Annotated in this window: 26 protein-coding genes; 3 read left to right on the top strand and 23 right to left on the bottom strand. The window is 64.4% G+C overall.

Annotated features, from left to right (window positions below; translation table 11 throughout):
- Positions 1-24 precede the first annotated feature (24 nt).
- From J2S71_RS09380 to J2S71_RS09350, 7 genes are all read right to left on the bottom strand, one after another.
- On the bottom strand, positions 25-1134 hold the full coding sequence (locus J2S71_RS09380; protein WP_307391202.1) for an ABC transporter substrate-binding protein: 1110 nt from the start codon (positions 1132-1134) through the stop codon (positions 25-27).
- Positions 1124-2083: an ABC transporter ATP-binding protein gene (locus J2S71_RS09375; RefSeq protein ID WP_307391199.1), complete on the bottom strand. Its 960-nt coding sequence runs from the start codon at positions 2081-2083 to the stop codon at positions 1124-1126. The genes J2S71_RS09380 and J2S71_RS09375 overlap by 11 nt, the downstream gene beginning before the upstream one ends.
- Position 2084: 1 nt before the next feature.
- Entirely contained in the window at positions 2085-3710 is a 1626-nt protein-coding gene (locus J2S71_RS09370; RefSeq protein WP_307391196.1) for an ABC transporter permease, read from the bottom strand.
- Positions 3707-4948 (bottom strand): glycosyltransferase family 4 protein, encoded by a 1242-nt coding sequence (locus J2S71_RS09365; protein ID WP_307391192.1) that lies wholly within the window; start codon positions 4946-4948, stop codon positions 3707-3709. The genes J2S71_RS09370 and J2S71_RS09365 overlap by 4 nt, the downstream gene beginning before the upstream one ends.
- 7 nt (positions 4949-4955) lie before the next feature.
- Positions 4956-5426 (bottom strand): HAD family hydrolase, encoded by a 471-nt coding sequence (locus tag J2S71_RS09360; protein ID WP_021726562.1) that lies wholly within the window; start codon positions 5424-5426, stop codon positions 4956-4958.
- 126 nt (positions 5427-5552) lie between these two features.
- Entirely contained in the window at positions 5553-6605 is a 1053-nt protein-coding gene (selD, locus tag J2S71_RS09355; RefSeq protein WP_084620918.1) for a selenide, water dikinase SelD, read from the bottom strand.
- Between the two features lie 114 nt (positions 6606-6719).
- A complete protein-coding gene (locus J2S71_RS09350) occupies positions 6720-7886 on the bottom strand; it encodes an aminotransferase class V-fold PLP-dependent enzyme (protein WP_307391189.1) in 1167 nt (388 codons plus the stop codon).
- 95 nt (positions 7887-7981) lie between these two features.
- Between J2S71_RS09350 and yedE the strand changes: the two genes are divergently transcribed.
- Genes yedE through J2S71_RS09335 form a run of 3 tightly spaced genes read left to right on the top strand, consistent with a single transcriptional unit; the run spans position 7982 to position 9556 of the window.
- Positions 7982-9097, top strand: coding sequence for a YedE family putative selenium transporter (yedE, locus tag J2S71_RS09345; RefSeq protein ID WP_370873240.1), 1116 nt, complete (start codon positions 7982-7984; stop codon positions 9095-9097).
- Between the two features lie 4 nt (positions 9098-9101).
- Entirely contained in the window at positions 9102-9308 is a 207-nt protein-coding gene (locus J2S71_RS09340; RefSeq protein WP_021726603.1) for a sulfurtransferase TusA family protein, read from the top strand.
- Positions 9309-9313: 5 nt separating this feature from the next.
- Positions 9314-9556 carry a putative Se/S carrier protein gene (locus tag J2S71_RS09335; RefSeq protein WP_021726607.1) on the top strand — a complete coding sequence of 81 codons (243 nt, stop codon included), beginning with the start codon at positions 9314-9316 and terminating at the stop codon, positions 9554-9556.
- A gap of 140 nt (positions 9557-9696) precedes the next feature.
- Here J2S71_RS09335 and grdD read toward each other — a convergent pair whose 3' ends face one another.
- From grdD to J2S71_RS09255, 16 genes are all read right to left on the bottom strand, one after another.
- Entirely contained in the window at positions 9697-10848 is a 1152-nt protein-coding gene (grdD, locus tag J2S71_RS09330) for a glycine/sarcosine/betaine reductase complex component C subunit alpha (RefSeq protein WP_021726611.1), read from the bottom strand.
- An 8-nt stretch (positions 10849-10856) separates the two neighbouring features.
- Entirely contained in the window at positions 10857-12404 is a 1548-nt protein-coding gene (gene grdC, locus J2S71_RS09325; RefSeq protein WP_307391182.1) for a glycine/sarcosine/betaine reductase complex component C subunit beta, read from the bottom strand.
- Positions 12405-12619: 215 nt separating this feature from the next.
- The gene (gene grdA / locus J2S71_RS09320; protein WP_084620917.1) at positions 12620-13099 is read right to left on the bottom strand and encodes a glycine/sarcosine/betaine reductase complex selenoprotein A; all 480 of its coding nucleotides are present in this window, start codon (positions 13097-13099) and stop codon (positions 12620-12622) included.
- Positions 13100-13382: 283 nt separating this feature from the next.
- Positions 13383-14747: an alanine/glycine:cation symporter family protein gene (locus tag J2S71_RS09315; RefSeq protein WP_021726593.1), complete on the bottom strand. Its 1365-nt coding sequence runs from the start codon at positions 14745-14747 to the stop codon at positions 13383-13385.
- 128 nt (positions 14748-14875) lie between these two features.
- Positions 14876-16189 carry a glycine reductase complex selenoprotein B gene (gene grdB / locus J2S71_RS09310; RefSeq protein WP_307391177.1) on the bottom strand — a complete coding sequence of 438 codons (1314 nt, stop codon included), beginning with the start codon at positions 16187-16189 and terminating at the stop codon, positions 14876-14878.
- Between the two features lie 9 nt (positions 16190-16198).
- Positions 16199-17479 (bottom strand): glycine/sarcosine/betaine reductase component B subunit, encoded by a 1281-nt coding sequence (locus J2S71_RS09305; protein WP_307391174.1) that lies wholly within the window; start codon positions 17477-17479, stop codon positions 16199-16201.
- Between the two features lie 105 nt (positions 17480-17584).
- Positions 17585-17962, bottom strand: a complete 378-nt coding sequence (locus tag J2S71_RS09300) for a GrdX family protein (protein WP_021726569.1) — start codon at positions 17960-17962, stop codon at positions 17585-17587.
- Positions 17963-18196: 234 nt separating this feature from the next.
- Positions 18197-18856, bottom strand: coding sequence for a V-type ATP synthase subunit D (locus J2S71_RS09295; RefSeq protein WP_307391170.1), 660 nt, complete (start codon positions 18854-18856; stop codon positions 18197-18199).
- 74 nt (positions 18857-18930) lie between these two features.
- Positions 18931-20304 (bottom strand): V-type ATP synthase subunit B, encoded by a 1374-nt coding sequence (locus J2S71_RS09290; RefSeq protein WP_021726627.1) that lies wholly within the window; start codon positions 20302-20304, stop codon positions 18931-18933.
- 2 nt (positions 20305-20306) lie between these two features.
- The gene (locus J2S71_RS09285) at positions 20307-22079 is read right to left on the bottom strand and encodes a V-type ATP synthase subunit A (RefSeq protein WP_307391166.1); all 1773 of its coding nucleotides are present in this window, start codon (positions 22077-22079) and stop codon (positions 20307-20309) included.
- An 18-nt stretch (positions 22080-22097) separates the two neighbouring features.
- Positions 22098-22421 (bottom strand): V-type ATP synthase subunit F, encoded by a 324-nt coding sequence (locus J2S71_RS09280; RefSeq protein ID WP_021726601.1) that lies wholly within the window; start codon positions 22419-22421, stop codon positions 22098-22100.
- Entirely contained in the window at positions 22414-23385 is a 972-nt protein-coding gene (locus J2S71_RS09275) for a V-type ATPase subunit (protein WP_307391161.1), read from the bottom strand. The genes J2S71_RS09280 and J2S71_RS09275 overlap by 8 nt, the downstream gene beginning before the upstream one ends.
- Before the next feature lie 4 nt (positions 23386-23389).
- Positions 23390-23986, bottom strand: coding sequence for a V-type ATP synthase subunit E (locus J2S71_RS09270; protein WP_307391157.1), 597 nt, complete (start codon positions 23984-23986; stop codon positions 23390-23392).
- 80 nt (positions 23987-24066) lie between these two features.
- The gene (locus J2S71_RS09265; RefSeq protein ID WP_021726609.1) at positions 24067-24540 is read right to left on the bottom strand and encodes a V-type ATP synthase subunit K; all 474 of its coding nucleotides are present in this window, start codon (positions 24538-24540) and stop codon (positions 24067-24069) included.
- A gap of 1 nt (position 24541) precedes the next feature.
- Complete coding sequence (locus tag J2S71_RS09260) at positions 24542-26560, bottom strand: V-type ATP synthase subunit I (protein ID WP_307391152.1); 2019 nt, start codon at positions 26558-26560, stop codon at positions 24542-24544.
- Positions 26561-26611: 51 nt separating this feature from the next.
- Entirely contained in the window at positions 26612-26923 is a 312-nt protein-coding gene (locus J2S71_RS09255) for a hypothetical protein (protein WP_307391149.1), read from the bottom strand.
- Positions 26924-26948: the final 25 nt, after the last annotated feature.

Raw genomic sequence — 26948 nt, 5'->3', positions numbered from 1 at the left:
TGTTCCCCGCTCGGAATCGCCCCCCTACGTGTCGCTCCTGACCTCCTTGCCCGAGGTCATCTCGGACCACTTGGCCAGGATGTCGTCGCGCTGTGACCCAAAGAGCGAGAGGTCCTCCCGCATGAGCTGCTCGGAGCTGTAGTCCGCCTCGATGCCCGAGGTCTTGGGCAGCACCGAGAGGATGGTACTCTTCTGGTCGATCGCCACGAGGGTCTGGAGGTTCTCGTCACTCGAGAAGAGCCACTCGATGAAGAGCTTGGCATCGTCCAGGTCGTCGGCACCCGCGAAGGCCGCCACGCCGTCGGGCATGTATGGGAGCCCCTCGCTGGGATAGACGAGCTCGAGGCTGCCGCTCGCAAGGGTCTCATCGAGCGTGTGATCGATATAGGTGATGCCCACCGCGGCCTCGCCGGCAGCGACGCGCGTGGAGGGATCGGAGCCACGCTTGGTGTAGTAGGGGATGTTCTCGTTGAGGGCAGCGAGATACCTCCATCCCGCATCCTCGCCCATGTTCTGCAGGAGGGCGTTAACCGCCGCGTAGTTGGTGCCCGAGACGGCCGGGGTGGACATGAGGATCTCATCCTTGAGGCTCGTGTCGGTGAGGTCCGCCCATGAGCTGAGCTTGTCCATGCCCTTCTCGGCGAGGATGTCATCGTTCACGATGAAGCCTACGATGGTGAGGCCCTTGGAGAACCAATGGTTGCCCTCGTCCTTGAAGCCCGTGGCGAAGTCGGCTGCCGCGTCGAAGTCCACCTTCTCGAGAAGGCCCTGGTCCTTGGCACTCATGAAGGAGTCGATGCCACCGCCAAACCAGAGGTCGGCCGTGGGAGCGCCGCCTTCGGCCTTGATCTTGGAGAGCACCTCGCCCGAGGACATGGAGACGAACTCCACGGCCGGGCCCACCTCGGCGGTGAACTTGTCGAAGAGCTTCTTGTACGTCTCGTTGGTGCAAACCACCTTGAGGGTCTTGCCCGAGTCGGAATGCAGACCGAGGGGGTTGCCACCCGTATCCTCGCTGCCCTGCTCCCCCTTGGGGCTTGTCGTCGTGGCGCCACCGCAGGCAGCCAGTCCCAGGGTGGGGACAAGCGCCACGGCACCAGCAACGAGCGCCCTCCTGGAGATGTCAGTCCTCATGCGTCCCATCCTTCCATGTCGTTTCCCGTACTATGTCGAAGGAGATGCCATTTCCCACAACAGGCGCTAGGTCCTTGTCCGTACGCAGCATGACGAGCGACCCCGCCACGTCCACCGTGCACTCGCGCCGGTCGCCCAGAAAGACGCTGGAGACGACCGTCCCCGTAAGGGAGCCACCCGTCCGCACGCACACGTCCTCGGGGCGGAAGTGGACGGCCTCTCCCTGCCATACCAGCGAGTTGAGCGCTCCGAGGAAGCGGGCGCAGTACTCGGTGGCTGGATGATTGTAGACCTCCTCGGGAGACGCGACCTGCTCGAGCCTACCATCGTGCAGGATGGCCACCCTATCTCCCAAGGTCATGGCCTCCTTTTGGTCATGGGTCACGAAGAGCATGGCCACGCCGAAGGAGCGCTGGATGCCCTTGATCTCGGCGCGCATGCGGGTGCGCAGGGCGGCATCCAGGTTGGAGAGGGGCTCATCCAAAAGGAGGAGCTTGGGATTGAGCACCAGGGAGCGGGCCAGGGCCACGCGCTGCTGCTGACCGCCGGAGATCTCGCTCACGCGCGCCTCGGCATAGGCTGCCATGTCCACCGCCTCGAGCATCCCCAGGGCACGCCTGCGCGCCTCCGCCTTCCCCAGCCTCTGGAACTTGAGGCCATAGGCGACGTTCTCCACCACGTTGAGGTGAGGGAAGAGTGCGTAGGACTGGAAGACGGTGGACACCGGGCGCGCCTCCGGGGGCAGACGGGTGATGTCCTGCCCATCGAGGCGGATGGACCCCGCATCCGCGTCCAGGTAGCCGCCCACCATGCGCAGGGTGGTCGTCTTGCCACAGCCCGACGAGCCCAGCAGGCACACGAGCTCGCCCCGCTCGACGGAGAGGTCCAGGTCCCTGATGACGGTGCGCTCGCCGAAGCCCTTCCTGAGGCCGCGTATCTCCAAGAGCATGCTAGTTCCTCCTTGTGCCGACGGAAAGCGTGAGGCCCGCGTTCACGGCAAGGGTCACGGCCAGGATGGCCACCGACATCATGGCCGCGGCACCGTACTTGCCCCCGCTCAGGGCATCGAAGAGCTCGAACACGGCGATCTTGTGGCCAGCGCTCACCAGGAAGAGCACCGCCCCGTAGGCGACCATGGACGAGGAGAACACGTTCACGAGGCTCACCAGGGTGGCGCCGCTCAGGTTGGGGGCGATCACGTCCGCAAAGACCCCCAGGCGCGAGGCTCCCAGGTCGCGTGCGGCCATGTCGAGCTCGGGGCTGATCTGCGCCATGGACTGGGAGAAGGTCTGTTCCGAGATGGCAAGCTGCTTGAAGACGAGCACGAGCACGATGATGGCCGCCGTGCCCGTGAGCTTGAGCGGCAGCGAGTTGAAGGCGAGCAGGTAGCCCAGGCCAAAGCAGGTGCCTGGGATGAGGTAGGGGAGGGTGACGAGGAACTCCAGCACACCCCCGCCCACCACCTTGCGGCGGTGCACGAAGTAGGCGATCACCATGGCGAGCAGGGTGGCAAGGGCGGCCGCAAGGCCCGCATAGGCGAGGCTGCGCCACAGGCTTGCGAGGTTGAAGCTCGCCAGGTGCTCCAGGTTGGCCAGGGAGGGCTGCGCAGCCCAGCCTATGCCGCTCGAGAAGGCAGTGCGGACGATCGTCGCATAGAGCACGGCCATGAAGGCGAGGAAGAGGAGGGCCAGCACGTAGGCGAGGACGCCCAGGGGGCCACCCAGGCGCAGGGGTCGCCCCTCCCCTGCCGAGCGGGCGCCCGCCGGCGCGACCAGCCGCTCGGAGCGCACGCCCAGCCTGCCGTAGCCCATGAAGACGATGATGGCGATGACCATGAGCAGGAGGTTGAGCAGAGCCGAGGTGCCGAGGTCGGAGTAGCCCACGACCTGCAGGTAGATCTCGGACGAGATCGTCTCGAAGCTGCCACCGATGACCACCGGGGTGCCGTAGTCCGAGAGCGACCGCACGAAGGTGAGCAGGGCGCAGGAGAGCATCGTGGGAGCCAGAAGCGGCAGCACGACGTCCATCAGCACTCGTCCCGCCGACGCACCGAGGTCGCGGGCGGCATCGAGCAGGCGGCCGTCGAGGCGCCGCAGGACGCTCGCCAGCATGAGGACGTTGATCGCCGAGAAGAAGAGCACCTGCATGACGACGACGCCCTGCCAGCCATAGGGGGAGACGTCGAGGCCGAGGATGCCGTGGGTGACGAGGCCGCGCCGCCCGAAGAGCATGATGTAGGCGAGCGATGCCACGAAGGGCGGTGAGATGATGCTCATGGTGGCAACGCCCACCATGAGGCGGCCGAGCATGCGGTTGCCAAAGGCAATGACCAGGGCGATTGCCAAGGCAAGCACCGTGGAGGCACAGGCGGCAAGCGCCGCCACGCCCACGCTCCCCCCTATCACGCCTAACTGGGAGGAGAGGACCTCGCCACAGTCCGCAAGGCTGAGGCCCCCCGCAAACACCTGCGCAACCATGCGCAGGAGCGGGTAGGCGACGAAGAGGAGCACGCTGCCGACGGCAACCAGGCAGGCGAGGACCGAGAGCAGACGCGAGGGGATCCGTCGCTCCCTCATGAGGACTGCCCCTCTCCCACGATGCCCAGCAGGCGCTCGCAGACGCTCTCCCACGAGAGGGCCGTGGTGTCACAGGGCGTGGATGGTGTCGCCAGAGCCGCGAGGAGCGCTGCCTTGAGCCTTCCCGCAAAGGCAGGAAGGTCCTCGGGCACGGGCTCGTCCACGCTGGCCATGCGCGGTGGCTTCACCCACCAGATGGGCGCATCCACAAGGTTCTCCGCGACCCAGGGCCTGATGCCGGGAAGGTCGGTCATGACCACCTTGCAGCCGCAAGCCAGAGCCTCGATGGTCACCAGAGGCAGGCCCTCGAAGAAGGAGGGTAGCACGAAGACCTCGGCCTCGCGATAGCGCCGGGCCAGGTCCCGCTGGCTCAGCCGTCCGACGAGCTCGATGGGCCAGGGTGCCACCGCGGCGGCGCGCACGATGCCCTCGTACTCCCCCTCGTTGTTGCTGCGGCCACCGCAGAGCGTCAGCGAGAGCGGCGCCGCAGGCTCGTGGGGAGCGATGTGGGAGCAGGCCTCGATCAGGGAGGCCACGCCCTTCTTCCGCCAGATCTTGCCCGCATACACCACGGCACCGGCTCGGCGTTCGACGGACGCGTCCGGCGAGAATATGTGGGCGTTGTAGCCCGTGCCGATCACGTACACCCGGCCTGCCTCGCAGTCGAAGGCGGCCTGGATCTGGTTCGCCTGCTCCTGGTGCAGGGCGCAGATGGCGTCGAGCGCAGCGACGTCGCGGCGGATGCGCCCCTCGAGCGCCTCGCCCCAGGGGCCCCGTGAGGCGAGGGCGTGGTGGGCCAGCTGCCTGAGGCCCGTGGAGTGACAGATGCCCACCACCGGGCAGGAGCGCACCTCCTCGCGCACGAGCGAGGTCACGAGGAAGAGGTGGTGGCAGACGATGAGGTCCGGCCGGAAGGAGCCCACGACCCTGCGGATCGCCCTGCGAAACGCCTGCTCAAGGCATTCGGCCTGCCCCTCGGTGAGGTCGCGGTAGCGCGTCGAGGAATAGGGCATGGTGTCCGACATGCCACAGACGGAAAAGGGCAGCCCCTCGGTCTCGAAGCGCACGCAGGAGAGCGCCGTCCGTGTGGGCAGCGAGGTCACCTCGTCGGTGGCGGCGACGCCACAGAGCACGGCCGTCTCATGGCCCAAGGCGACCTCGGCTCGCACCAGCTCGGAGAGGTAGACACCACTTCCCGTGCTGTCCGGCTTCTGGGCCGTCACGTTGAGTATGCGCATGGGCCTCCTACCCCCTGAGCGTCGCCCGCATCCTGTCGACGTTGAGCAGAAGATCGAGCGCTTCCGCTGCGCTGCGCGCCAGGATGTCGGCATGGGGCAGAAGCGCCGCAGACGTCCCCTCCGCATCCATGACGGCAATCGAGAGCGCCGCCGCGTCGAACATGAGCCTGTCATTATAGCCATTGCCCATGCAGCAGACTTCGCCGCCCAGGGATTGCACGATGCGAGCCTTCTCGCCCGCAGCCTCCCCAGATGGGAAGGTGACGACGCGTACCGGGAGCTCCGCACATACGCGCGCAACCGTACCATAGGTGTCAGCGGTCACGACGACGATGTCCCCAATGGCACGAGACAGGCGATGGATCCTCTCGCTCACGCCACGCGCAAGGGCACCATCCATGGCAATCGTGCCGTTGTAGTCGAGGACCAGCTTGGAAATCCTCAGCGTCCCTCGTGCGGGGACCTCTATCGTGATCACTCCCTCACCTTCCTAGCCACGTCCCCCCGAAATAGGAAGCGTCACGGGTCCCCGGGCGTTGTCAGCGCCCGGGGACCCCCATGCAACGCAAGCAGGCCTTTCCACCTGCTCAAGACATGCTACGCGCTACCGCACCACACGCACGAAGGGAGCGCCCTCCTCGCGCGGCGCGAACTCGCCCACGATGGCGCCGCGGATGCCTTGCAGGCCCAGGCGGTCCACCAGCAGGTTGGCATCGATCTCGGGAAGGGCGAAGAGCAGGCCACCCGAGGTCTGCGGGTCGTACATGAGGTCCGCACGCGCCTGGTCGACACCCTCGTCGAACGTCACGCGGTCCATGAAGTAGCCACGGTTGTTATAGGTGCCCTGGGGGTGCATGCCCATACGCGACATGTCGAGGGCACGCGGCAGCAGGGGCACCCTGTTCGCATGGAGCGTGGCCGTGAGCCCCGCTCCCTCGGCCATCTCACAGAGGTGACCGGCTAGGCCAAAGCCCGTGATGTCCGTGCAGGCGTGGAGCTTGAGCCCACGAGCCGCCTCCGCACCGTACTTGTTGAGTGTGCGCATGTTGTCGACCACGTGGCGCTCCAGGCGCTCGTCGGTGATCTCGCCGCCCTTGATGGCCGTCGTGAGGACGCCCGTACCGATCTCCTTGGTGAGCACGAGGAGGTCACCCTCATGGGCGCCGGCGTTGGCGAGGATCTCCTCGGGCTTGGCGAAGCCCGTGACGCACATGCCATACTTGGGCTCGTCATCCGATATGGTGTGCCCTCCGGCGATGGTGCAGCCCGCCTCCATGGCCTTGTCGGAGCCGCCAGCGAGGATCTCGCCCGCCACCTCCACGTCAAGGCAGTTGGGGAAGCAGAGGAGGTTCATGGCCATGGTGGGCGTGCCGCCCATGGCCCACACGTCGGAGAGGGCGTTGGCCGCCGCGATCTGGCCGAAGGTGAACGGGTCATCCACCATGGGCGGGAAGAAGTCGACGGTGTTGATGAGGACGAGGTCATCGCTCACCTGATACACACAGGCGTCATCCGCCGTGTCGTAGCCGATGAGCATGCGGTCATCACGCAGGTTGGGCAGGTTGCGCAAAACTTGCGCAAGGGCACCAGGTGCCAGCTTGGCGGCTCAACCGGCCGCCTTGGTCAGCTCGGTGAGCCTGACTTCCTTTGTGGACATACCTGTCCCCACCTCCCTCTATAAATACTACTAATCACATTTATAATACCCGATACATTCTGAACCCTACCCCTACCCCCAATCCCACACAGCTCCCCCACGAGGGGCCACCGTCTACCTGCCCTGATCCCGACAGCACGCCTCGAGCGCAGCGAGGGCGGCATCCACGTCGTCCTCGTCGTTGGCGAAGCCGAAGGAGAAGCGGATGGTCCCCGCGGGGTAGGTGCCACAGGTCCTGTGCGCCGAAGGGGCGCAGTGGAGACCCACCCGCGTGAGGATGCCAAAGCGCTCCTCCATGAGACCCGCCACCTCGGCCGCGTCCGCCTGGGGCGTCGCCACGGAGACGACGCCCACCCTGCCCTCGCAGTCGTGCCTGCCCACAAGACGCACGAGGCCCTTCGCCTCAAGTGCCCGGACGCCCTCGAGGAAGCGTCCCACCAGCGCAAGCTCGTGCCCGCGCACGGAGTCGATGCCCCGCGTGCGCAGCCAGCCCAGCGAGGCGTGCAGGCCGGCGATGCCCGGGAGGTTGGGTGTGCCGGCCTCCATGCGATCGGGCATGAAGCTGGGTGTCTCCTCCCTGTGGCTCATGCTCCCCGTGCCACCCGTCACGAGCAGCTCGAGCTGGCCCACCAGGTCCTCGGCGAGCACGAGGCCGCCTATCCCCTGGGGACCCAGCAGCGCCTTGTGGCCCGTGAAGGCAACGGCATCGACGCCCATGGAGCCCATGTCCACGGGAATGACCCCCGCCGACTGTGCCGTATCCAGGAAGAAGCGCAGCCCATGGGCATGGCAGAAGGCGCCTACCTCGGCGGCGGGCATGACCGTGCCCGTCACGTTGCTCGCGTGCAGCATGATGACGGCCACTGTGTTGGGACGCAGGCAGCCCTCCAGCTCATCCAGGATGAGGGCACCCGTCCCGTCACAGGGCGCCCGTGTGAACGAGACGCCCCAGCGCCCCACCTGGACGAGGGGCCTCATGACGGCGTTGTGCTCCATGGAGGAGACGATCACGTGATCCCCCGCGTGGAGATAGCCCTTGATGAGGGCGTTGAGGCCCTCCGTCACGTTGCGCGTGAAGGCCACGTTGCGACAGTCGGACGCGTCAAAGAGCCCTGCGATGAGCTCGCGCGTCTCGTAGACCATCGACTCGACCCTATAGGCCTCCCCATATGACCCGCGTCCCACGTTGGCGCCCATCCGCGTCATGTAGTCCACGACCGCCTGGGGCACCACCTCGGGCTTGGGAAATGTTGTGCTAGCATTGTCAAGATAGATGCTCATGGGCACTCCACCCCCGCTTCTCCCCCACTCACCGCCTGCGGACACGAAAAGTAATCATATCCATAATAAAGGTATAGAATTGATACAAGGTTGAAATTCTTCGATCGAAGGAGGGAACGGTGGAAACGGCAAAGAGGGAGAGGTATGCGATCGTCGGCGCGGGCATCGTGATTGGCATCATCGCGGCGCTGCTCGTCCTGTTCGGGAACCCCCGCAACATGGGCTTCTGCATCGCCTGCTTCCTGCGCGACACGGCAGGTGCGGTGGGCCTGCACCAGGCTGCCGCCGTGCAGTACATCCGGCCCGAGATCATCGGCCTCATCCTGGGCAGCCTGGCCATGGCCTGCGCGCACAGGGAGTTCGCCCCGCGCGGCGGCTCCGCGCCCATCACGAGGTTCGCGCTTGGCTTCTTCGCCATGGTGGGCTGCCTGATGTTCCTTGGCTGCCCCTTCCGCATGATCCTGCGCCTCGCAGGTGGCGACCTCAACGCCATCCTCGGCCTCGTCGGCTTCGTCTGCGGCATCCTCTGTGGCGTGTTCTTCCTCAACAAGGGGTACTCGCTCGGACGCAGCCACAGGATGCCCCAGCTGGAGGGCGGTCTTCTGCCGATCGCCGTCATCGCCCTCCTCGTCCTGCTCGTGGTTGCCCCCGACTTCATCCACTTCACCGCGACCGGTGAGGGCCCGGGTGCCCTCCACGCCGCCATCGCCATCAGCCTCGTCGCCGGCCTCGTCGTGGGCGCGCTCGCGCAGCGTACGCGCCTGTGCATGGTGGGCGGCATCAGGGACCTCGTCCTCTTCCGCGAGACCAAGCTCATCCTCGGCTTCGTGGCCATCCTCGTGAGCGCCCTCGTGTGCAACCTCATCATCGGCGCTGCGACGGGAACGCCCCTCTTCAACCCCGGCTTTGCCGACCAGCCCGTCGCCCACACCGACGGTCTCTGGAACGCCCTCGGCATGTTCCTCGCCGGCTTCGCCTGCGTCCTGCTCGGCGGCTGCCCTCTGCGCCAGCTCGTCCTCTCCGGCGAGGGCAACACCGACAGCGCCACGGCGATCCTCGGCCTCTTCGTGGGCGCCGCCTTCGCGCACAACTTTGGCCTCGCCGCCAGCGGCAAGGGTCCCACCCCCAACGGCATGGTGGCGGTCATCATCGGAATCGTCGTCGTCGCGCTCATCGGCGTGGCGAACACCTACGGCAAAGCCAAGGAGTAGCCCCATGGATGTCATCGATGCACGCGGCCTGTCCTGCCCCGAGCCCGTCGTCCTCACGAGGAACGCCCTCAAGTCCTCCCCCGCCCAGCTCACCGTCCTGGTCGATGCCGTGGCGGCCAAGGAGAACGTGACACGCTTCGCCACGAGCCAGGGCTATGCGGTCGAGGCCACCGAGGAGGACGGCTCGACCACCCTCACCCTCACCAAGTAGCGCCCATGCGCTACGTCGCCCTCTTCTACTCCCACTTCGGGGCAATCCGCTTTCATGGCCTGTGCCAGAAGGCTGGGTGGTCGGCGAGGATGGGCCCCGTCCCTCGGGCGCTCAGCAGCAGCTGTGGCACCTGCGTGCGCTATGAGGGGGAGAGGCCCTGTCCCGTGCCCACCATGCCCGAGGAGGTGGAGGGCATCTTCGAGGAGGAAGAGGAGGGCTACCGCAAGGTCTTCGCCCGCGAGGACTAGCAAGGCCCAGCCCCCGCAAGGACCCACGAGCGCCGCTCCTGGAGGCATCCGAAAGCGGCGCCTCTGGTCACCAACGGACAGAGGGAGCCCCCGCCATCGAGTGATGACGGGGGCTCCAAGCGAACTGCGATACGGTGAGCCTAGCCCACGTAGCCCGCCTGCTTCAGCAGGTCATAGGCCTTGTCGTGGTTGGCCTCGGCCATCATGACCACCGGACCGGTGCAGCCCATGCCGCTCTCGGCATAGATGCCGTTCTTCCAGAGGACCTTGACGGCATCCTCGAGATCCATGACCTCGACGCCCAGGATGGAGGCGCCGCAGGGCTCCTTCTCGGGGGCCTTGACCTCCTCTTCCTCGGCCTTGGGCTTGGCGGCCTCGCGGCGCTTGGCAAGGATGTCGTTGAGGCCCGCCTTGTCAGCCGCCTCGAACTCCTTTGCCACCACGCTGAAGACCTTGTTGCGCACGAGCTGCGCGGCGAAGACCAGGGCGTTGGCGAGAACGGGGGCACCGGATGCACGCGAGACGATCATCACGAGCTTGTCGTAGCCGCGGCCGATGCCCGGGCCATAGCCATAGCCCGTGGACTCGAACGAGCCACCTGTCGTGAAGGCGGAGATCATCTTGTTGAGGACGTTGCCCGTGAGAGAGTCCGTCACCATGATGTCGGGGGTACCACGCAGGACGTCGTTGCCGCGCATCACGGCACCGCCGTCGGCGCGGGAGGACTCGGCGAAGGTGATGCCATAGCCCCCGTCCCGGAGCTCCTTGAGCGCCATCTCGGTCTGGCGGGCACCGTCCACGTTGAGGATGCCCACGGTGGGATCCTCGATGCCGGTCGCCTTGGCGGTCGCGATGCCGGCGATGGCGTTGAGGATCATGCCCTCGATGCGGTCGGCGCTCGAGGTGCCTGTGGTGTTGGCCACGAACATCTCCTTGCCGAAGCCCGGGGTCACGACACGGCCGACGGTGGACACGCCGATGGGGAACGGGTAGTGCATGGTGACGCCACCATCCACCTCGCCAGAGGCGAGCAGCTCGTCCATCTTCTCGTGGCCCTCGTCGTCGTTGGCCACGTGCACGGTGGTGACGCCCTCGTGCTCGAGGCTCCCGATGTAGTACACGTCCACGCCCTTGCCCGCGGCCTCGACGGCGGCGGCCATGGCGTTCTCTTCGCCGTGCTCGCTGCCCATGCCGGTCAGGGCGATCTTTGGCCTCTTGCCGAACTGGCCGCTCTCGAGGCCATTGGCCATCTCGAGGAAGGCCTCGGCGACCTGCTTCTCAAGCTTGCTCATCTGATCACCTACTCAGCATCGGAGGCGGCCATGAGCTGGGCGGCGAAGTCCTTCATGGCCTTCGCGACGAGCTGCTTGACCTCGTCCTCGGAGACGGCACCGCTCTCCTCGGCCTGGCCGTCGTTGGCACAGATCATGTAGGAGACGCCATCGAAGAGGTTGGTCAGGCGACCGAGGAACAGCGAGCCCTTGCCGATGAGCATGAGGCGCTTCCAGTTGCCGGCCATGATCTCGTCGCGGGCGACGCCGATGGCAGGCACGCCGGAGGGGATGTGGCCCTGCGTGGGGGCCCAGCCGATGAAGCCGTGGTCGGTGGCAAAGCTGGGGATGTCCTTGCGCTCGAGCTGCTGCTTCTTGACGCCCAGGGCCGCGATCATCTTGTAGTTGGCCAGGGGCACGTCACCCGCGCCACCAGCCTTGGTGATGTCGGGGTTCTGCATCTCGGGCGCGTACTTGTCCACGTCCGTGACGGAGAGGCCGGCAGCATCCAGGGGGTCGTAGACCAGGGACTGCATGACGCTCTGGGGGGCGGAGCCGGTGCCCACGGTGTGGCGGCCGAGGTGCTCGAGGTCGATGTAGGGGCTCACGCCATCGTCCTGGGTGAGGACGACCGCAAAGCCACCGAGCATGTCCTCGAGGATGGGCAGGCCCTTCTCGACGTGTGCCTTGCCGTTCATGCCGAGCTTGGCGGTGCAGCCACCGGCGGAGACCATGACGGTCCTGTAGGCACCGGAGGCAACGAGGGCGGCAGCCTCGATCATGGCGTGGGTGGGACCAGCGCAGAAGCCACGGGCGTCGGAGCCGGTGGCGTTGTTGAACTCGCAGATCTCGGCCGCGGCCTTGGCGAAGTTGCCGCCGCCGCGCTGGTTCTCGTCGCCGCAGGCCTCCTCGCAGCAGTCGATGACGTACTCGACGTCATCCTTGGAGATGCCGGCGTTCTTGATGGCGGTGAGCATGGCGAGGACATCGCTGGCCTTGGTGGCGAGGTTCTCGAGCATGTACTCGGCGGAGAGGTTGTTGTCGATGTCGTGGGCGCGCCTCACGCAGCCGACGAGCGTGTCATCGATGTAGAGGCCCTCGCCCTCGCCGTTGCCCACGATCTCCTGGACCTTGGAGAGCTCGACGCCCTCCTTGACGCGCCTCATGACGCCCTCGTCGATGACCTGGTTGGCAGCGAGCTCGTCCTTGTGGGCGGCAACGAAGTCGCGGTCGAGCTCGATGAGGTCAAACATGTCCACGGACTGCATGAGGAGATAGAACTCGGCCTCGGGCATCATCTGGCCGTACTTGCCGTAGCGGTCCGTGACGTCGCAGCGCTTGTCATAGTAGGGGAACTCGACGCCTTCGAGCTCCTTGGGGTTCTTGTTGCCGATGTAGACCTGATTGGGCCAGTAACTCAGGTTGTCCTCGAAGGATCGCAGGTGGCTGGGCAGCTCCTTGAGATACTCGCTCTCCGGGTTGACCACACGCTCGGTCGTCTGCGTGGTGCCGTTGTGGACAACCATGCCAGGCGTGTGGGCCAAGACATAGCTCACTCCCTTGATGACGCTCTTCATCTACTCCTCCGCTCCCCTCTCCCGCCGTGGGCCCCATGCCCGCACGCGAGACTCAGGACTTGACTTCCAATGCGAACAGAACCGTCGTGCCAAACGTGCAAAGGCCCCCGCGTCGTGCGAGCCCTGGGGAGCCTGAAACACCTAATACGAGGGGGCGGCGGCACGCACCGCCACCCCCCTCAGACCTCGGATGACAAGCACACGCCCATCCCTGCTTAATCCAGAGGATACTTGCAGAACTCAGAGCGAATGTCGGTCATCTCGCTGACGATATCGTCAACATCGAGGACCATCTCCATCATGGAGACCTGTTCGTCGTAGACATCGGCGTCAAACCATGCCTTGACGTTCGGCTCAACCACGTGGTAGCAAGCGAGTCCCAACTGGACTCCCGTCAATGGACCTGCGAACGTGGGGTCGCCATTCTCAACCGTCTCTGCGGCGAGTCCGGCAGCTTCGCCATCTGCGGCACCAACGAGAACGACAACGTTCTCGGGACCGTACTTCTCTGCGAACTCCTTGACCCTCTTCTGGTTCTCAAGATCCATTGCGCCAGCGGAAGTTCAAACGAAGCACTCCGTCGAGGAAAACACAATCTCGCCACCAGCGGTCTCGGCGCAGGCAGAAATTGCCTCGCCGGGAACGCCATCGCGATCGCCAATGACAACGACCTTCTTACCATCGAGTTTGCCCATCTTTTCCTCCTCTCATAGACCAAGCCTGCTGTTAACTATGCCTAAGCCAGCCCAGGCAGACCGGCTAGAGCCCAAACTGAGCGGAGAACCTGCCCATCTTGGACACAAATCGCAGTCCTCTGGCACATGTGTCCGTCCCGTTGTCTCATGCGCCCCATGCACCAAAAAACCTGCGAAAACTCCCCCTCCTCTGCTTTGCGCACATTCTATCCCAAAAAATACCTATCGCGATTATAAAACCTTTTGCCACCGGCTCAAGAAACATGATTGGCGGCGAACGGTACTACGGCTTTGCGTCCCTGTCGTGGGCGATCTTCGTCACGATTCCCGAAAGCGCAAGCAGGGCCAGGAGGTTGGGGAAGACCATGAGGCCATTGAAGAGGTCCGCGAGGTTCCACACCAGCTCAACCTTGAGCAGCGAGCCCACAAAGATGAGGACGGTGACGATGGCGGCATAGATCTTGACCATCTTGTTACCAAACAGCCACCTGATGTTCTGCTCGCCGAAGAAGTACCAGCCGATGATCGTCGAGAAGGCAAAGAAGAAGAGGCACACCGCAATGAAGATGTTGCCAAAGCTCCCGAAGGTGTTGTCGAAGGCGCCCTGCGCCACGGCGACGCCAGTCACGCCGCTTGCGATCATGGAGTCGAGTACGCCGGACGACAGGATGACAAGCGCCGTGAGGGTAAGGACCACGAAGGTGTCGATGAACACGCCGACCATGGCGACCTCGCCCTGGTCTTGTGGCCTGTCAACCTTTGCGATGGCGTGCGAGTGAGGGGTGGAGCCCATGCCGGCCTCGTTGGAGAAGAGGCCGCGTGCGACGCCGTAGCGGATGGCCTGGCGAACCGTGATGCCCGCAACGGCACCGCCGGCGGCCTGGGGGTCAAAGGCACAGACGAATATGGAACCAAAGGCACCGGGCAGGGCCTGCCAGTTGAGGGCCAGGACCACGACGCAACCCAGAATGTAGAGTCCCGCCATGAGGGGGACTGCCTTCTCGGTGAACGACGCGATGCGGCCGATGCCGCCGACGAAGATGAACGCGGCGATGGCGGCCACGATGACGCCCACGATCCACGTGGGGACGTCGAGCGCGGAGTTGAACGCCGCGCTGATGGAGTTGGACTGAACCATGTTGCCCATGAAGCCAAGAGCAAGGATGATGGCCACCGCAAAGAACGTCGCAAGGAACTTTCCGAACCCGCCCTTGAAGGCCTTCTCTATGTAATAGACCGGTCCGCCGATGACGCTTCCGCTGGCATCGCGCGTCTTGGTCCTTTGTGCGAGGACCGCCTCACCAAAGATCGTCGCCATGCCAAAGAACGCGGCAATCCACATCCAGAAGATGGCGCCTGGGCCGCCGGAGACGAGCGCCGTGGCGCATCCCGCTATGTTGCCAGTCCCCACCTGGGCGGCAATGGCCGTCGCAAGCGCCTGGAACGAGCTCATGCCCTCGCTTCCCGCCTTCTCGCCGTGGAGGTTGAGGTCGCCAAACGCCCTCTTCATGGAGGCCCCAAAGCGCCGCACCTGGACGAACCTGGTGCGGATGGAGTAGAAGACGCCCGTTCCGACAAGCAGCCAGAGCAGAAGGCCGTTCCAGATCACATCGGAAATCTGAAGCACCGTGCTGTTAAGTGCATCCATGTGGGTTCCTTCCTAGGTCTGTGCCTCCCATGCCAGGACATGGCTGAGCTTTGGGGGCACGCGTCAGGGTCAGCCCAGAGCTTGCGGGCGGTGCACCAGGCTGTCCGATGCGCCGCCCGTAGGCCCTGTTAGTCCTCGAAGATCGTCTGCTTGTCGATGGGGGTCCCAAGCGCCCCCAGGGCCTTCTCGACGAGCTCGCGACGGAGCTTCTTCTCGTCGTCGGCATCCAGGGAGGGGTCGCCCAAAGGATGGGGAATCGCAATCGTCGGGACGATGCGATTTGCCCCAACCGTCATCGAGATTGGCGTGACCGTGCACATATGAGCCACGGGGAAGCCCGCACGCTCGATTTCCTTGACCATCGTTGCGCCGCAACGAGTGCAGGTGCCTCAAGTGCTGGTGAGTATGACGGCCTGGACACCGTCCTCCTTGAGCCTCTGGGCTATCTCCCCACCAAACTTCTTTGCGGATGCGACGGCGGTGCCGTTACCGACCGTAGTGTAGAACTTGTTGTGAAGAGAGCCGATGACCCCCTCGCGCTCGAGGTCGCGCATGACGTCGACAGGCAAGACGCGGTCGGCGTCCTCGTTGGCGCAGACCGGATCGTATCCGCCGTGGGCGGTCTCATAGGCATCGGACGTGAGGTCCATGACGCCCGTGATATCGTATTCACCAAAGTGGGAGGCGTTTGAGCTCTCGATGTGGTCGGGGTTGCCCTTGGGCACGATGCCACCCGAGGTCACGAGGGCCACCTTTGTGTGCGAGAGGTCCGTGACGGGAGAGACAGGATTCACCCTGTCAAAGGAGGGCATGGGATACTCCGTGACGAACGGACGCCCGCCCAGCTTCTTGATGAGCATGTCGACAGCGCGCCTTGCGCCACGCTCTCTCTCGAAGAAGTTGACGCGTTGCCCGCGGGGGATGTAGCCCTCCTCCACCGAGGCGCCGATCCTCTCGTGACGGGCAAGCTTGAGCGCGAGCGGCGCCATGACCTTGACGGCGCCGCGCATGCCGGCGGCACTATTCTTGGTAGAGACGATGTAGATCTTGTCGCGGAACATGTCGACGCCAGGGTTCTCCACGTAGAGGCCCGTGAGCGTGGGGATGCCCAGCCGCTCTTCGACGGCGGCGCAGGCCGTGGCGCAGGCTACGCCGTAGCGTCCGGCATTGAAGCCGGGACCAGCCAGAAACAGGTCGGGCTTGGCCTTTCTGACGATCTCCACGACCTCGGACGTCGCCTTGTCGATGTTCTCGCCGAAGTAGCTGTCGCCACATACGATGGTGCCGACGATCTGGGCCTCGTTACCCCATGCCTGCATGAACGCCAGTCCCGGACCCACGTACTTGCCATCGCGGTATTCCAGGGGGTAGTCAGCCTTCTCCTCACCGCCAATCTGGGCAAAGAACTGGTTGATGTAGTGAACTATCCTCAACTTTGCCATGCCTACCTCCTATCGGGCGCTCAGGTAGCCGAAGCCCGTCTCGTTGGTTGCGCCGGTGATGACCTGTAGTTCGACCTCAAGGCTCCCATCCTCGCGCAGCGTGCTCTCCGAGGCGCCGGCGATCTTGTTGATGTAAGCGAGGGTCCCGATGACCTTGTCCATCTTTGGCAGGACGATCACCTCGTTGGCGTTTCCGCCCGTCACCACGGCGTCAGCCGCCGGGTCGGCGTCGGCAAGGGACTGTGACTTGCCGTCGCGGCCTGCGTACTCGTCGGTGATGATGACGGTCTTGATGCCCTCGGCCTCGATCTTCTTGCAGTTCATGATGAGGTCGGTGTCGGGATTGCCGAAGCCCTCCTGCGAGATGACCACACCATCCAGGCCCAGCATGTGGCACAGTTTGGCGGTCTGGTTGGACGAGCGCTCCTTGTCGGCAAGGTAGACGTTCTCGTTCGTGACGATCTGGCACACGAAGTTGATGGTCTTGCCGTGCTGCTTGTAAAGCTCCTCCACGACGCCGTTGTTCTCGTGGACATAGGTGGGGTTCTTGTCGCACGCGCTCACGCAGTTGCCCGAGACGATGGCACCATCCATGACCTCGGTGGGATACAGCATGGTGGGAAGGACCTTCTTGGCGTCCACCCCATAGACGTAGGTGTCGTGGAGGAGACCCTGGCTCTGGAGCATCTGGACGTAGCCGACGCGTGGGAGATCCGGGTAGGCCTTCATGCCCTCCACGATGTCGGGCGTCTCGTAGGTCTCGGTCTCGTCGGGCGTGAGCTCGCGCGCAAGCTCACCGATGAAGGTGGCCACCCTGAGGCCGGCAAAGCGCACTGCCTGCTCGTACTCGTGCCGCTCGATGTTCTTGACCGGCTGGCAGACCATGACCAGGTTGAGCGTCTTGGAGAACGGTGTGTAGTCGGCACCAGGGCCGCTCATGTCGATGACGCCCTCCTGGAATCCTACGATGGGGCCTGCCGTCACGACCGCCATGCCCTTGAGGGCGTAGGTCTTGCCACTTCCCACGGTGTCGACCTTTGCGATGACCCCAGGGAAGATACCACCGGAACCTTCGACCTTGACGCGAGGCTCGATGACGTCCTTTACGGGAGTGACGCGCACGGACTCGCCGGGCTTTGCTATGTCGAACTCGACGGCCTCAAGGTGCTCGTCCGAAAGCACGATAGGCGTAAGCTCATCCTTCGAGACGTACAGCACACCCGCGTCAATCCTTGACTTGTCTGCGAAGACCACGTCTTCGACGTGTATCCTTCCCAACTCTAACTTCACTCTGACTACCTCCTCCTTTATGGGAGCCTATGGGCACATGCGAAAAAAGGTGGGCCGGTTGGCTCGTGGCCGCGCGAGCGGGTGGGATGGCCAGGCGCACGCTTCCTACATGGCATCGGCCGACTCGATTCCGCTTCTGATGAGCGCAAGGTCAACAACCTGGAAATCCCTGCTCACGCCCTCCTTGTAGAGTGGCGTCTTGTTCTGGAACTTGCGCGTCGCGGCTATGGCCGACTCGATCAGCTTGAGCGAGTCCACATCCACCGGGCCATGCACCGGTTGGACAAGGATGGAGCGATACGGGGTCTCTCCGGACTGAACGCCTCCCGCCTGGGGATGGCTCAGGATCCTTGAGCCCTCGTGCACCATGCTACGTACCCGCTCAAGCAGCTCGAGGTAGGTCTGCTCAGCAAAGTCAACCGTATGGTCTCCCGAAAGCTCCAACAAGACCAGTGGATTGTTCGTGACCACGACATATCCCATCTGCCTGCAGTGCGCTCCTTGGATATTAGAAATCTTCACTGTCATTAGAATAGAAAATGTATAGAAGCATTTCTAATCGATTGCCACCATATTTCCATTTGAGTCGACGAGCGGTAGCGCCGCATGGCCGAGTGGGTGCGCAAACCCCCGCCAAAGCGGGGGCCACACGACAGGGCACGAAGTCGGGCACGGTGGTAGGCCTTGCACATCTCACGCCGTCACGAAGCCGACCCGTCAGGCAACGTGCTTGTCGCGGCGGGCATCCTTGATCACCATGTCCTTGACCTTCATGAGGCGCACCTGGGTGCTGCGCTCGCTCTCATCGAGGTGCATGCCGATCGTGCGAATGTTCTTTTGCGCCTCTGGGATGATGACGTGCTCCAAGGCGTTCACGCGACGGCGCGTCTTCTCGATCTCGGCAGCCATGAGCTGGCACGACTTCTCCACCTCGGCGAGCTTGAGCAGGTCGGGCAGGATCTCTGCGAGCATGCGCACCGAGCCGTCAAGGTCGCTCGAGGTGAACGCATAACCGTACGAGTAGATGTCATTCTCGTCCGAGGTCCTCGTCTGCACCGAGAACACCGGCACGTTCACACTCATGATGTTGCGTGTGCTCGACGTGAGATAGACCTCCTGCCTAGGGGCCATCAAGGCCTCCTTGAGGACCTCCTCCGACATGGTGCACTTGGCCAAGGCGAGATTGCGGTTGGCATCGGCGATCTTGTCCTCCACCCTCCGCCGCAGCTCCATGTTCACACGCACCAGATCGAGGAATTCGCGCATCAGCTCGTCACGCTTGTCCTTGAGCAGACGATGGCCCTTGACGGCCGTCGCCAGTCGCCCCTTCTGGCGCGAGAGCTCCATGCGCGTCTGGTTGACCTGTGCTCCGGGCATCCTCCACCTCCTTCATGCCTCGTGAGACTCCCGGTACCGCCCCTCGGTGGTCGGTACGCGAGGGCCTAGTCCTTCTAGTCCTTCTCGTAGTACTCGTCGAGCATGGCATCGGGAATGCGCTTGAGCTCGGAGCGAGGAAGTATGCGCAGGAGATCCCAGCCGAGGTCGAGGGTCTCCTGGATGCCGCGATCCGTCTCGTTGCCCTGCGAGACGTAGCGCGCCTCGAACTCCTCGGAGAACTTGGCATAGATGAGGTCGATGTCGGTCAGGGCGGCCTCACCCAAGATTACCATGAGCTCCTTGGCCTCCTTGCCGCGCGCATAGGCGGCGAAGAGCTGGTTCATGGTCGCAGCATGATCGGCACGGGTCTTCCCCCCGCCGATGCCCTTGTCCTTCAGGCGCGAGAGCGAGGGCAGGACGTCGATGGGCGGCGTCACGCCCGAGCGGTAGAGCTCGCGGCTCAGGATGATCTGACCCTCGGTGATATAGCCCGTCAGATCGGGAATCGGGTGCGTCTTGTCATCCTCGGGCATGGACAGGATGGGGATCATCGTGATTGACCCCCTCTTGCCATGCTGACGTCCCGCCCGCTCATACATCTGCGCAAGGTCAGTGTACATATAGCCGGGATAGCCACGCCTTCCCGGAACCTCCTTGCGCGCCGCGGAGATCTCACGCAGGGCGTCGGCATAGTTCGTGATGTCGGTCATGATGACCAAGACGTGCATGTCCTTCTCGAACGCAAGGTACTCCGCGGCCGTCAGGGCCATGCGCGGCGTGGAGATGCGCTCGACCGCGGGGTCGTTGGCAAGGTTCACGAACAGGACCGTGCGATCGATAGCGCCCGTCTCCTTGAAGGACTCCTCGAAGTAGTGTGCCTCCTCGTAGGTGATGCCCATGGCGGCAAAGACGACGGCGAATTCCTCTTCGGTGCCAAGTACCTTGGCCTGTCGCGCGATCTGTGCGGCAAGCTGCGCATGGGGCAGGCCCGAGGCCGAGAAGATCGGCAGCTTCTGGCCACGGACCAGCGTGTTCAGGCCATCGATGGCAGAGATGCCCGTCTGGATGAACTCGGAGGGATACGAGCGCGCATAGGGGTTCATGGGTCGACCATTGATGTCCATGCGTGTCTCCGGAAGGATCTCCGGACCCCCGTCGATGACCCCGCCCACGCCATCGAAGACGCGTCCGAGCATGTCGCCGGAGACGCCCAACTCCATTGCCCTGCCCAGGAAGTGCACCTTGCTGTCGGAGAGGTTGATGCCCGTAGAAGACTCGAAGAGCTGCACGAGAACGTTCGTGCCATCGACCTCAAGGACCTTGCAACGGCGCGTCTGGCCGTCGGCGAGCGTGATCTCGCCCAGCTCGTTGTAGGTGACGCCCTCGACGCCGCTCACCAGGACGAGTGGGCCGGCAACCTCTTGGATGGTGCGATACTCCGTGGCCATGGCTAATCCTCCTGCTCGTTGGCGATGCTCTGAATCTCCGTGGAGAGGGCATCCCTGACGGCCTCGAACTCCAGCTCGCAATCCTTCTCGGGCGTGTACTTGTAGCGCCCGATGCGTTCGCGCACATCCATGTGCACCAGCCGCTCGATGTCCATGCCACCCTCAAGGGCACGAACGCCCTCCTCGTAGAATGCCAGGACCAGCTTCATCATGTAGTACTGCTTCGGAAGCGAGGTGTAGGTGTCGACCTCGTCAAAGGAGTTCTGGTGCAGGAAGTCCTCGCGCGTGCTGCGGGCGGCCTCCATCTTGAGGCGGTCCTGGGGTGACAGGGCATCCATGCCCACCATCTTGACGATCTCGTTGAGGGAGGACTCGTCCTGCAGCAGGCTCATGAGCCTCTGCCGGATGTCCATCCAGTCCTCCGCGATGTTCTTCGAGAACCAGGGCCCGATGTTGTCAAGGTAGAGGCTGTAGCTGCTCAGCCAGTTGATGGCCGGAAAGTGGCGCTGATAGGCAAGCTCGCTGTCGAGGCACCAGAACACCTTGACGATGCGCAGGGTGGCCTGGGAGACGGGTTCGGAGATGTCACCGCCCGGGGGCGAGACGGCGCCGATGATAGAGAGCTGCCCCTCACGTCCCTCGGAACCGAGCGAGATGACACGGCCGGCGCGCTCATAGAACTGTGCCAGGCGACTGCCCAGGTAGGCGGGATAGCCCTCCTCGCCTGGCATCTCCTCGAGGCGGCCACTCATCTCGCGCAGGGCCTCGGCCCAACGCGAGGTGGAGTCGGCCATGAGGGCAACGGAGTAGCCCATGTCACGAAAGTACTCGGCGATGGTGACGCCCGTGTAGACGCTCGCCTCGCGCGCCGCCACGGGCATGTCCGAGGTGTTGGCGATGAGCACGGTGCGCTCCATGAGCGACTCGCCCGTCTTGGGATCCTTGAGCTCGGGAAACTCGTTGAGGACGTCCGTCATCTCGTTGCCGCGCTCCCCGCAGCCGATGTAGACGACGATGTCCGCCTCGGCCCACTTTGCCAGCTGGTGCTGGATGACCGTCTTGCCCGACCCGAAGGGGCCGGGAACCGCGGCCACGCCGCCCTTGGCGATGGGAAAGAACGCGTCAATGACGCGCTGGCCGGTAATGAGGGGCATGTTCGGCGGGAGCTTCGTGGCGTAGGGCCTCCCCTGCCTCACAGGCCAGTGTTGGGCCATCGTCAGGCCCTCCTGCACGCCATCGCGCGAAAGGGTGCAAACGACGTCACGCACGGTGAACGATCCAGCCTGGATCTCGGTAACCGTGCCCCGCCTTCCAGTAGGGACCATTATCTTATGAGAGACCACCTTGGTCTCCTGGACGGTGCCGATGACGTCGCCCTCCTGAACCTCATCGCCCACCTTGGCGGTGGGCACGAACTCCCAGAGCCTCTCCTCGTCGATGGCCGGCACGCTCACGCCACGTCCCAGGAGGTTGCTGCCGGTGGTCTCCATGAGCTTGTCCAAGGGGCGCTGGATGCCGTCGTAGATGGAGCCGATGAGCCCGGGACCGAGCTCGACGGAGAGTGGGCGCTCCGTCGAGACGACGGGCTCGCCGGGACCCAGCCCCTGCGTCTCCTCATACACCTGGATGGACGCCTCGTCGCCGTGCATCTCGATGACCTCGCCGATGAGCTTCTCCTCGCTCACGCGCACGACATCGAACATGTTCGCGTCGCGCATGCCCGACGCGACGACGAGGGGGCCCGCAACCTTCTTGATTACACCCGTGCTACCCATAGGGTGGCCGCCTTCCTCTTACTTGCTGCCAAACAGAATGTCACTGCCAACCGACTGCTCGACGCTGTGCCGAACGGCCTCGACGCCGCTGCCGGTATTGTTCTTGATGCCAGGAATGGACACGATTGCCGGGAGCGGCCGCTCCCGATAGGCCGCGATCGTCGAAGACAGCACCTGTGCCAGTTCCTCGGTCACATAGATGATGCCGTAGCCAGCCTCCACGAGGCCCTCGAGCTTCGATGAGGCGTCAGGGTCGTCCGGAGAGACGGGAATGACCTCCAGCCCAAGGGCGCCGAAGCCATAGATGCTGTCGTAGTCACCTAGCACGGCAATCCTATCCATTCGCTATGCACATCCTCTCGAGAACCGCGTCATCCCCAAAGCCATTCGCCTTCGCCGTCAACAGGATGCGCACGTTGCGAATCTCCGCATGTCTCCTCAGGACGAACGCGAGGATGGGACCGGGCGACATGATGTTGGAGCCTTGCCCTTTCAGCACGTCCAGGAGGCGCGACTCGCACCACTGCTCGAACGAGGCCGAGGATTTCCTGATGGCCGATGCGGCGGCGTCAAGATCGGAATCGTCGAGATAGTCCAACAGCTCCTGCTCCCCTGTCAGGGCATGGCGGATGAGGGCGCTCGTGTCCATGCCCTCGACGGGACAGGTCGCCTCCTCGAGGAAGCGCCGCCCCTTGCCGGTGCGTGCCCCCCTCAGGACGATCTTGAGGTCTGCGTTCTGCACAAACATCTGCACATATGAGACGAGCAGATCGCTTCCCGAGGAGGCCGCGGCGGCAGCCATCGCCTGGAGGCAGGCCTTGTCCAGGATGACGTCACACCACTGGGCGTCCGATGACGCAGCCATGACATCCAGGGCCCGGCGCGCAGCGCGCGCCATGTCATCCGGCAGCAGCGAGAACTCCTGCGCGGAGATCGCATGCGTGAGCTCGCCCCTCCCAAACCCGTCGAGGGAATAGTAGGCCTCCGGGACGACGGTGCCAAACGAGAGCTCCTTGATGGCAACCTTGAGGTTGTGGTAGCGCTCGGGCAGGTCGAGGACCTCCAGAAGGCGCTGGTCGAGACCGAGGTCTTGTATAGAGGCGTCCACCTTGGCCTCCTCGGTCCTCAGCATGTGGGCGCCATCGGCATCCTGTGAGCCGTCCCCCCAGCCGCGGCCCCTCAGGAACGAGAGCACCGCGCTCGTGTCCTTGAGTGCCACCAGCTGCCGGATGTCCTCCGGAGACAGCAGCCCCTTCTCCAGGACGCGAATCCTGGCGACCGCGAATATGTAGTCAGAGTCCCTCATGGCCTCACTCCTGAAAGAGCAGCTGCGCCACACGATCGCGTAGCTCGTCCGCACGCTCGGCAAAGAGGGCGTCCAGCGTGCAGCTCACGTCGACGAGTCCGTAGCGCAGTATGAATCCGCCGCCAAGGTCCTCGTCCACGCCCTCCACCTTGAGGGAGCCGCCCCTCTCACGCACGAGGGCGTTCGCGCGCTCCTCGAAGTCGGGTGGCATGCGCGCCTCATCGGCGACCGAGAGCAGCAGCGTGCCGGTCCCCGACGTCGCATAGCGCCCAACCAACTGCAACAGCATGGGAAAGTAGGCGTCTGGTTCCAGGGAGCGCAGCTCGTCCTTGGCCCTCTCCAGAACGGACTGGACGAGGGCCTGCTTGTTGGCAAGGCGACGCTGCCCCACGATCATGTCGCACTTGGACTTCGTCCTTCGCCGTGCCAGCTCGGCATCATCGGCAAGCCTGGCACGCTCGGCCTCCAGCTCCCCCTTGGCAGAGGCATGGGCGGCATCGAGCGTCTTTTGCGCGGCATCCTCGGCGTCAGCCACGATGTGCAGAGCGGACTCATCCGCCTCTTGGGCGATAGCCGCGACAATCGCTTCAATTCCTGCCATGTATAAACCTTCTTCTCCTGCGTAGGCCTTGTCAGAAACCACGGATGGGGACGCCGTGCCGGCGCGCTCCAGCACGCTGGCTAGATGACGGCAATGTTCGAGATCGCGAGGATGCTCACGAGGAGGGCCAGGATGGCGTACGTCTCGACCATGGCGGGGAACAGCATGGCCTTACCGAACTGGTCGGGGCGCTTGGCCACGATGCCGATGGCGGCGACGGAGGTCCTGCCCTGGTGATAGGCGGAGATGAGGCCCACGATGGCGATGGGCAGGCAGGCCAGCATGAGCAGCAGGCCCGTGTTGGTGTCGGTGACGGCAGTGCCACCCAGGACGCCGATCTTGGTGAGCGTCACGAACGTGATGAGCAGGCCGTAGATGCCCTGGGTGCCCGGCAGCAGCTGCAGGATCAGGACCTTGGCGAACTGCTCGGGATCCTCCGCCGTCACGCCCGAGGCGGCCTGTCCGGCCAGCCCGACGCCCCAAGCGGAGCCGATGCCGCCTCCCACCGTCGCCAGCACGGCGCCAAGCAAAGCGAGAACCATTCCCAGACTCATGTTATGACTCCTCTCGAATCTCTACATACCTATGGCTGGTGCCGAAGGGCGCGAACGCCTCACCGCCACCGTCATAGAACTTGCCAAAGAACTCGACGAACTGCAGTCGGTTGGTGTGCACGTACGCACCGAGCATGTTGATGCCGATGTTGAGCGTGTGCCCCAGGACGAAGATGAGCACGAAGGCCACGATGCCCAGGGGGGTGGGCCCCATCATCGCCGCCATCATGTTGACGACGTTGGCGATGACGCCCGTCGCAAGGCCCAGGGCCAGAAGGCGCGAGTAGGACAGCAGGTCGGAGAGCCAGCCGGTGACCCCATAGAGGTCGTAGAGGCCCGACGCGATCCTCACGCCCCAGTTGGCAGAGTCGCGGCTGCCCAGGAGGACCACCAGGATGGCACCCACGGCCGCACACGCGTTGGACAGCGTGGCCACCCAGCCGGGAAGCGCCACCGAGAACCCCGCGATCGAGGCAAAGAGGTCGGTGGGCAGCAGCATGAAGATGAGGCCGACGAGCAGGAGGTACCACGAGAGGACCTCGCCCACGAACCCCAGCCCGTCCCCATCCTTGAGCAGTTCGTACCCCTTGATGCCCAGGCCCACAAACAGGTGGATGACACCAAAGAGCAGGCACCACATGAGCAGCGCCATGGGGTTGGCCATGGGCTCGAACCAGAGGGGCCTGACGATCTGGGGGCCCTCATAGCCAAAGAACGTGGTCGCGATGGTGTCTATGGCATTGCCGAAGATGCCGCCATACATCAGCCCCCAGAAGGTGGTCGACAAGCCGCACCAGAAGAAGAGGCGCAGCATGCGGTTAGTCCCCTCGCTCATGTCGTGGTGACGCGCCAGGACGATGCCGCAACCCAGGGCCACGACGATGCCATAGCCCGCATCGGAGAGCATCATGCCGAAGAAGATCACGTAGAAGATGGACATGATGAACGAGGGGTCCACCTTGCCGTGACGTGGCAGGCCATAGGACTCGAGGACGGGCTCGACGGCGGCAGAGAAGCGGTTGTTGTGGAGCAGCGTGGGCTCCTGTTCGCCCTCGCGCGCCTCCTCGAACTCCACGCAAGCCTCATAGCGCTCCTCAAGCAGCTTCTTGACCGCCGGGGCCTGCTGGGCCGTCACCCAGCCCTCGAGAAAGAAGACGCTCTTCGTCTCGGGCACGGAGGCCAGGAGCTCGTAACGTGCGGCCCGATCGCGGAAGTAGTCGGCACAGGTCTCGAGACGCGCACGCAGGGGGGCATAGGAGACGATCTTGCGCTCCGCCTCGTCGATCCGATCGTGCTGGCGTTCTATGTCCGATGCATGGCCCGCCATGAGCTCGGCGGGGGTGCCGTCAAGCGACGAGGACGGTCGTGCAAAGCCCAACCTGCGCAGGTTCTCCTCGACCTTCTCGGAGACGTCGCGCAGGTACAGCACGCACGCATAGGTGAGGCCCGCCTCGCACGTGAGGACCCGTACCTCGACGGGGGGGTTGTCCCCCAGACCGTCCGCCAGTTCCTGCGCAATCTCCTCGGCCGTGGCGTCACCCTGGAAGGTGCCGGCGACGAATGCCATGTCGCGGGTTCCCGTGTAGTCGAAGGGGACGTCGAGGTCCATCCAGGGCCTGAGGGCCGCCTGCGCCACCTCGTCCCTGCCGATGGCGTTCTGGGCCTCACGGATGTCGTGCTCCCGGTCGACGATGTCACGTCCGGCGTCCAGAAGCTCGTCCGCCTCGGCCTTGCTCCTGTCGAACTCCGTGCGCGTGACGCTCTGCTTGCCCTCGAACAGCGAGAGCCCGCGGCGCCCCTCGGGAGCGTACAGCGAGAGCACCTTGACGGCGCTGTCGAGCTGCGCCGCATAGCGATTGAACTGCACGGCGGTGTCGTGGGTGTCGGGGCACGCCATGCCGTGGGCATCAAAGCCCTGCTCCATCTGCATGACGCCCATGGACTGCAGGGTGCCCAGTATGTCGCCACGACGGCTGGTCATGGCACAGATGCCAAGCTTCTGCATCTTTACCACCGCCATGTGACCACTCCCCTCTCTCTTCGCAACCTATGATGTCCTACGATGTCGCTCCTAGGACAGCGCAAGCTCCTTGGCCGCAGCGACCGCAGCTGACACGCGCTCATCGGAGGGCTTGCCGGTTCCATCCGCATCCTCGAGCGAGGTGTCCCGTGCGGCGCTGAGCGCCTCCGCCTCGTCGCGGCGCCACTGCAGCTCGGCCGCGGCGCGCAGGGAGCGAGCCTCGTCGTGCGCCTGCGCCTTGATGTCCTGCGCCTGCAGCTCGGCCTCGTGCCTGATCCGCTTCGCACGCTCCTGTGCCTCGGCGACAACGGTCGCGGCACGCGCCTCGGCCTCCTGCACCACGCCTATGCTTTCCTCAATCATCCCATCACCCCCCGAGTCCTCAGGT

This window comes from Olsenella profusa DSM 13989 (assembly GCF_030811115.1).
GTDB classification, from domain to species: Bacteria; Actinomycetota; Coriobacteriia; order Coriobacteriales; family Atopobiaceae; genus Olsenella_F; species Olsenella_F profusa.
The sequence above is the reverse complement of the archived record's forward strand: the minus strand, read 5'-3'. Positions and strand labels throughout refer to the sequence as shown.

What these genes read in the sequence shown, in the direction of transcription:
- grdC (WP_307391182.1), bottom strand. Translation starts at nt 12,404, where the DNA reads ATGAAGAGCGTCATCAAGGGAGTGAGCTATGTCTTGGCCCACACGCCT.
- J2S71_RS09275 (WP_307391161.1), bottom strand. Translation starts at nt 23,385, where the DNA reads ATGAGGGACTCTGACTACATATTCGCGGTCGCCAGGATTCGCGTCCTG.
- J2S71_RS09270 (WP_307391157.1), bottom strand. Translation starts at nt 23,986, where the DNA reads ATGGCAGGAATTGAAGCGATTGTCGCGGCTATCGCCCAAGAGGCGGAT.
- J2S71_RS09375 (WP_307391199.1), bottom strand. Translation starts at nt 2,083, where the DNA reads ATGCTCTTGGAGATACGCGGCCTCAGGAAGGGCTTCGGCGAGCGCACC.
- J2S71_RS09380 (WP_307391202.1), bottom strand. Translation starts at nt 1,134, where the DNA reads ATGAGGACTGACATCTCCAGGAGGGCGCTCGTTGCTGGTGCCGTGGCG.
- J2S71_RS09285 (WP_307391166.1), bottom strand. Translation starts at nt 22,079, where the DNA reads ATGGGTAGCACGGGTGTAATCAAGAAGGTTGCGGGCCCCCTCGTCGTC.
- J2S71_RS09370 (WP_307391196.1), bottom strand. Translation starts at nt 3,710, where the DNA reads ATGAGGGAGCGACGGATCCCCTCGCGTCTGCTCTCGGTCCTCGCCTGC.
- grdD (WP_021726611.1), bottom strand. Translation starts at nt 10,848, where the DNA reads ATGAGCAAGCTTGAGAAGCAGGTCGCCGAGGCCTTCCTCGAGATGGCC.
- J2S71_RS09365 (WP_307391192.1), bottom strand. Translation starts at nt 4,948, where the DNA reads ATGCGCATACTCAACGTGACGGCCCAGAAGCCGGACAGCACGGGAAGT.
- J2S71_RS09340 (WP_021726603.1), top strand. Translation starts at nt 9,102, where the DNA reads ATGGATGTCATCGATGCACGCGGCCTGTCCTGCCCCGAGCCCGTCGTC.
- J2S71_RS09315 (WP_021726593.1), bottom strand. Translation starts at nt 14,747, where the DNA reads ATGGATGCACTTAACAGCACGGTGCTTCAGATTTCCGATGTGATCTGG.
- J2S71_RS09280 (WP_021726601.1), bottom strand. Translation starts at nt 22,421, where the DNA reads ATGGATAGGATTGCCGTGCTAGGTGACTACGACAGCATCTATGGCTTC.
- J2S71_RS09255 (WP_307391149.1), bottom strand. Translation starts at nt 26,923, where the DNA reads ATGATTGAGGAAAGCATAGGCGTGGTGCAGGAGGCCGAGGCGCGTGCC.
- J2S71_RS09295 (WP_307391170.1), bottom strand. Translation starts at nt 18,856, where the DNA reads ATGCCCGGAGCACAGGTCAACCAGACGCGCATGGAGCTCTCGCGCCAG.
- J2S71_RS09260 (WP_307391152.1), bottom strand. Translation starts at nt 26,560, where the DNA reads ATGGCGGTGGTAAAGATGCAGAAGCTTGGCATCTGTGCCATGACCAGC.
- J2S71_RS09335 (WP_021726607.1), top strand. Translation starts at nt 9,314, where the DNA reads ATGCGCTACGTCGCCCTCTTCTACTCCCACTTCGGGGCAATCCGCTTT.
- J2S71_RS09350 (WP_307391189.1), bottom strand. Translation starts at nt 7,886, where the DNA reads ATGAGCATCTATCTTGACAATGCTAGCACAACATTTCCCAAGCCCGAG.
- J2S71_RS09300 (WP_021726569.1), bottom strand. Translation starts at nt 17,962, where the DNA reads ATGGGATATGTCGTGGTCACGAACAATCCACTGGTCTTGTTGGAGCTT.
- J2S71_RS09290 (WP_021726627.1), bottom strand. Translation starts at nt 20,304, where the DNA reads ATGGCCACGGAGTATCGCACCATCCAAGAGGTTGCCGGCCCACTCGTC.
- J2S71_RS09265 (WP_021726609.1), bottom strand. Translation starts at nt 24,540, where the DNA reads ATGAGTCTGGGAATGGTTCTCGCTTTGCTTGGCGCCGTGCTGGCGACG.